This is a genomic window from Streptomyces sp. IBSBF 2435, assembly GCF_036815005.1.
Lineage (GTDB): Bacteria > Actinomycetota > Actinomycetes > Streptomycetales > Streptomycetaceae > Actinacidiphila.
This window is the reverse complement of the sequence record NZ_JAJSYW010000306.1, coordinates 1-4,783: the sequence shown is the minus strand read 5'-3', so window position 1 is coordinate 4,783 and position 4,783 is coordinate 1. Positions and strand designations below refer to the sequence as shown.

Here is a 4,783-nt window from a genome sequence, read left to right as displayed (position 1 = left end):
GGGCGGGGGCACGTGGACGGCCGGGCGCGACCTCAGTTACGCCGGCCCGTCACCAGGAACACCCGCCGCACGCCCGGCAGTCCGCGTACCGGCGGGGGCGCGGGCCGGCCGCCGAACTCCGCGCCGGGCTCGCCGGGTTGGACCACGTCGGCCTTGAAGCCGTGCTGGTCGAACAGCTCCTCCGGCTCGTCGCAGCCGAACAGCCACGGGCAGCCCCAGCTCGCGAACACGTCCAGCAGCCGCCGCTGGTCGGGCAGCGTCAGCGCAGCCGTGTTCACGACGTCGGCCGCGATCCGGCTTCCCGGGGCAACCAGTTCGGCGACCTGGTCCAGCACGCGGTGCACGGCGGCCACCGGCAGGTAGTACAGCAGGCCCTCCAGCAGCCAGGCCGAGGGCCGGTCGGGTTCGTACCCGGCGCCGGTCAGCACGGCCGGCCAGGACGGCGACGCGAGGTCCACAGCGACGGTGCGGCGGTCGGCCCGCGGTGTCACTCCGGCCAGGCACGCGCGCTTGTAGGCCATCACCGGCGGCCGGTCGACCTCGAAGTAGCGCAGGCCCTCGGGCCAGTTCATACGGTACGCGCGGGAGTCCATGCCGGCGCCCGCGACCACGATCTGGCGCGTGTCGGGCTCGTCGGCCGCGGTACGCAGGTAGTCGTCGAAGAAGCGGGTGCGGGCGGAGTTGTAGTCCTGCCTGGCGGAGCGGTACGCACCGACAGGGGCGCCGGCCGGGACGTCTGCCGAACCCCCCGCCGGACTTCCCGCCGCGGTCGCGCCCAACAGCTCGGCCAGCAGCCGCGGTCCGAGGCCGCCGGCGAGCGTCGCCGCGTACGGGTCCCGGTGGATCGCGTCGGGCCGGCCGGTCTCGGCGGCCCGCATGGCGGCGGTGACCAGGGCGGTCCGTCCGACCGCGTCCAGGTGCGCTGCGTGGGTCATGGGCGTTCCCCTTCAGCCGGCGGTGCGGGGTGCCGCGATCAACGCGGTGGTCTCCGCGGGCAGTTCGGTGACCCGCTCGACGTCGAGACCGGCCCTGCCCAGCAGTTCGGTGAACTTCTCGACGGTGCGGTGCCGGCCGCCGTTGGTCATCAGCAGGTGCAGGTCCCACAGGGCGGGCAGCACCGTGGAGTCCTCGTCCACCACGACGCGGTCCAGGATGACCAGGCGCGACGCGGAACCGGCCATCGCCTTGCGGCAGTTCTCGAACACCCCGACGACCGCGTCGTCGCTCCAGCCGGCGAGGACCCGGCACAGCAGGTAGACGTCCCTGCCCTGCGGCACCGCCTCGAACATGTCCCCGGCGACCAGCTCGACGCGGTCCAGCCCCACGGAGGCGGCGAGGTTGTCGGCCGCGACCGGCACCACGTGCTCGCGGTCGAGCAGCGTGCCGTGCGCGTCGGGCACGGCGGCCAGGATCGCGGCGGTCAACTGCCCGATGCCGCCGCCGACGTCGACGAAGGCCCGGCCGGAGAAGTCGAACGCCTCGGGGACGTGGTCGAAGAACAGGTTGCCGGCCTTCATCGCCCGCTGGAACCGCCTGTTCGCGTCCTCGTGGTGGCTGAGGTAGCGGTAGAGCGGTTCCCCGTACGCGACTTCGAAGCCCGCGGTCACCGTGCTGATCGCCTCGTACGCGTGCCCCCACGCGGTGTAGAACTCCTCGCCGTAGAGCAGGCACATGTCCCGCAGCGAGTCCGGCTGGTCGAGCAGGACGCGGCTGACCGCCGTGTTGCGGTAGCCGCCCTGGCCCTCGCCCTCGAACACACCCATCGCGACCAGCAGCCGCATCATGCGGTGGATGCCCTCCGGTCTGGCTCCGGTCGCCTCCGCGAGCGCGTGGTCGGTGGTTCTCCCGGCCGCGATGTGGTCCGGTACGCCCATCCTGATCGCGGTGTGCAGGCACTGGGCCCGCCATCCCCCGGTGATCAGCTCGACTGCCTCCTGGGCCGCTTTCAGGTCGACGTTCACTCAGTACCTCCTGGCGGACCGGCGACAGCTCATGTGGGGATGCCGCCTCGGTTGATGACCGGAATCCCGATGCCCAGCGCCCGGAGCTGGTTGAACGGGTTCATGAATTCCCGCTGCGTCACGATCTTTCCGTCGGCCAGATCGAACGAGTGGATGAAGTGGTTCTTGTAGTGCCCAGGGGGATACGAGGGGTAGAGAATGCTGCCCTCGCCGTCGCATTCGGCCCAGAAGCGGTTCGGGTCCTGGGTCTCGAACACGTCGATGTTGAACCAGACCCAGTCGGGGAACATCTGGAGCGACCATTCGCCGTGCGCCTTCAGCTTCTCGTGCCCGCGCGACACGATCGGCTCCTCCCGGTCCCCGGTGTACAGGCCGGCGCTGCCGTCCTCGGTGAAGAGGAGGTAGCGGGTCAGCCGGTTCTCTCCGTGCCGGCTCAGGTAGTCCTCGACCACGGCGCGGTGCCGGGCGCGTAATTCCACGTTCTCGCTGAATTCAGCCATCGTGTCCTCGCATTGTCTCGAAGGTCGGGTAATCCGGCCGGGCCGGAATCGAGGTGCGGTGAATCCGTGCGTTCCGGCGCCCCGCAGGTCTCTCCGGGCGCCGCGCCTGTCACGGCTGGAGCCGCCGCGTACGCCACCCTGCGTCGTAGCGGTCGTAGCGCAGCCTGCGGTGCAGCCGGTCGGAGTCGGCGCACCAGAATTCGACGTCCGTCGGCTCCAGCCAGTAGCCGACGTAGCGGGCCGGGCGGGGCAGGGCCGTACCGGTGGCCGCGAGGCGGTCGGCCGCCGAGCGCAGGGCCGCCGGGCTGTCCAGCGGGTCGCTCTGCCGGGAGGCGGCCGACATGGCGTGCAGCGGGATCGGGCGGCCGGCCCACAGGGCGTCGGACTCGGCCGCCGCGCACTGCCCGACCGGGCCGGAGAAGGTGAGCTGCTGGCCCGTCTCGCGCCAGTAGAGCACGCCCGACGCCCAGCCGGTGGCGGCCAGTTCGCGGCCCTTGCGGCTGGTGCTGTGGCTGGTGAACAGCAGGCCGCGGCCGGTCGCCCGGATGACGGCGACGGTCCGGCTGGACGGGCGGCCGTGCACGTCCGCGGTGGCCAGCGCGAGCGCCAGCGGCTCCCGGACGCCGTGCGCGGCGGCCTGCTCGATCCACCGCTGGACGAGCCCCATGGGTTCCGGCGGCGGCGCCTCGTACTCGGGGAAGTCGAGATCGGTCTGTCCGGTGAGGCTTTCCAGCCTGCTGCTGTCCACTGCCGACCTCTCCTATACGTAGATGGTGCCGCGCGCGACGAGCACCCCGTGCCCGCCGACCCGGACCTCGTCGACGCCGGCGGCCGAGCCCTCGGCGGTGGCCAGCATGCGCGAGGGGCGGCCCATGTCGACCCCCTGGAGGATCTCCAGCTCCTGCCCGTACGTGGCGAGCCCGTGCCGGGCCAGGTGGATGGCGAGCGGCCCGGCGGCCGACCCGGTGGCCGCGTCCTCGACGACCCCGTAGGCGGGCGAGAACATCCGGGTACGCCACCGGGTGTCGCCGCCGGCGAAGCAGTTGGCGGCCATGTCGGGCAGCCGGGCCAGCGCGCGGTGGTCGGGTTCGAGCGCGGACAGCGCCGCCACGCTGGGCAGGCCGACGAAGACGTGCCGGGGGCCGTTGCGGTAGATGTCCACCGGCACGGTGGACGACTCGACGCCCAGCGCCGCCAGCAGCTCCGCGGCGTACTCGTACGGTTCGCAGGTCGGTACCGGCTGCCGCATCCGCACCGCCGGGGTGCCGTCCTCGTCCTCGGCCACCTCGAACGGGATGACGCCCATGTCGGTCTCCAGCCGCAGCCGTCCCTTCTTCAGCGCCTCGCTGAGCGCGACCGCCGTCCCGAGCATGGGGTGGCCGGCGAACGGCAGCTCGTTGACAGGGGTGAAGATCCGGATCCTGGCGTCCCCGCCGTGCTCGGCGGGCAGCACGAAGGTGACCTCCGACAGGTTCATCTCCCCGGCGATCCGCTGCATCAGGTCGGTGCTGAGGTCGGCGGCGTCGAAGAACACGGCCACGGGGTTGCCGGCGAGCGGCGTGCGTGCGAAGGCGTCCACGACCACGTACTCGTGCATGGGATCTCCTGGGTTCGGCTGGGCGCTGCGGGTGTCCCCCGGCCCCGCGACCGCGTCGGCCGGCGGTCGGTGGGACCTCGCCTCAGGGGGCGAACACGGGGCCGAGCCCGTGCAGAGCCTCCACCGTGTACGCGCCTTCGACCACGGCTTCGATCTCGAAACTCAGACGGTGGGTGGGGGGAAAGCCGATGAGTTCGGCCGCGCGGTTCGGCGGGATGGCGGCGGGCCTGGCGGCTTCCCAGAGCATGACCGCGCCCCACCGGTTGCGGTCGCGGTCCGCCATCCAGAACTTCAGCCGCAGCCCCTCGACCTCGGCCCAGTGGTCGGCGGTGCCGTCCCGCAGGTGTTCCCGGAGGGACTCGACGGTCGCCGCGGACCCGTCCAGGTCCCACCACGCGATGTCAACCCGCATGGCCGAGGCCCCGGGACGCGGGTGGCAGGCAGGGGTGGATACGGGGTACGCCAGTCATCGGTGCCTCTTCCCGTGCGAAGGAGGACATTGCGGTGGCCGGGGCTTTCCCCGCGGCGGCCCGCGCACGTGACGCGGTCCGTAATTCATCGGCCAGTTGACTCAGCGATACCGATTGCGATGGCGCCGGCGCCGACTTCGCGAGCAGACTAACGACGGCCCGCACGGGTCGTCCAGGCGTACCTATAGCTCCGCTCTGCGATCAGGACATGGCGGAAACCACGCCCACTTGACAGTCCCCGCCCCGCCAATGATC

The 4,783-nt window shown here is 72.1% G+C and carries 6 protein-coding genes; all 6 read right to left on the bottom strand.

Features of this window, described 5'->3' with window-relative positions; genetic code table 11:
• Positions 1–32: 32 nt before the first annotated feature.
• Positions 33–935 (bottom strand): SAM-dependent methyltransferase, encoded by a 903-nt coding sequence (locus V7E46_RS32540; protein WP_333771772.1) that lies wholly within the window; start codon positions 933–935, stop codon positions 33–35.
• A 12-nt stretch (positions 936–947) separates the two neighbouring features.
• Positions 948–1,961, bottom strand: coding sequence for a methyltransferase (locus V7E46_RS32535; protein ID WP_333771771.1), 1,014 nt, complete (start codon positions 1,959–1,961; stop codon positions 948–950).
• 29 nt (positions 1,962–1,990) lie between these two features.
• Entirely contained in the window at positions 1,991–2,461 is a 471-nt protein-coding gene (locus V7E46_RS32530; RefSeq protein WP_329175129.1) for a PhzA/PhzB family protein, read from the bottom strand.
• A 109-nt stretch (positions 2,462–2,570) separates the two neighbouring features.
• A complete protein-coding gene (phzG, locus tag V7E46_RS32525; protein WP_333771770.1) occupies positions 2,571–3,209 on the bottom strand; it encodes a phenazine biosynthesis FMN-dependent oxidase PhzG in 639 nt (212 codons plus the stop codon).
• Positions 3,210–3,221: 12 nt separating this feature from the next.
• Positions 3,222–4,058: a PhzF family phenazine biosynthesis protein gene (locus V7E46_RS32520; protein ID WP_333771769.1), complete on the bottom strand. Its 837-nt coding sequence runs from the start codon at positions 4,056–4,058 to the stop codon at positions 3,222–3,224.
• Positions 4,059–4,140: 82 nt separating this feature from the next.
• Complete coding sequence (locus tag V7E46_RS32515; RefSeq protein WP_333771768.1) at positions 4,141–4,470, bottom strand: hypothetical protein; 330 nt, start codon at positions 4,468–4,470, stop codon at positions 4,141–4,143.
• Positions 4,471–4,783 lie beyond the last annotated feature (313 nt).

Bases quoted from the DNA above. Each gene is read 5' to 3' on its own strand.
- V7E46_RS32540 (WP_333771772.1), bottom strand. From the start codon at position 935: ATGACCCACGCAGCGCACCTGGACGCGGTCGGACGGACCGCCCTGGTC.
- V7E46_RS32515 (WP_333771768.1), bottom strand. From the start codon at position 4,470: ATGCGGGTTGACATCGCGTGGTGGGACCTGGACGGGTCCGCGGCGACC.
- V7E46_RS32530 (WP_329175129.1), bottom strand. From the start codon at position 2,461: ATGGCTGAATTCAGCGAGAACGTGGAATTACGCGCCCGGCACCGCGCC.
- V7E46_RS32520 (WP_333771769.1), bottom strand. From the start codon at position 4,058: ATGCACGAGTACGTGGTCGTGGACGCCTTCGCACGCACGCCGCTCGCC.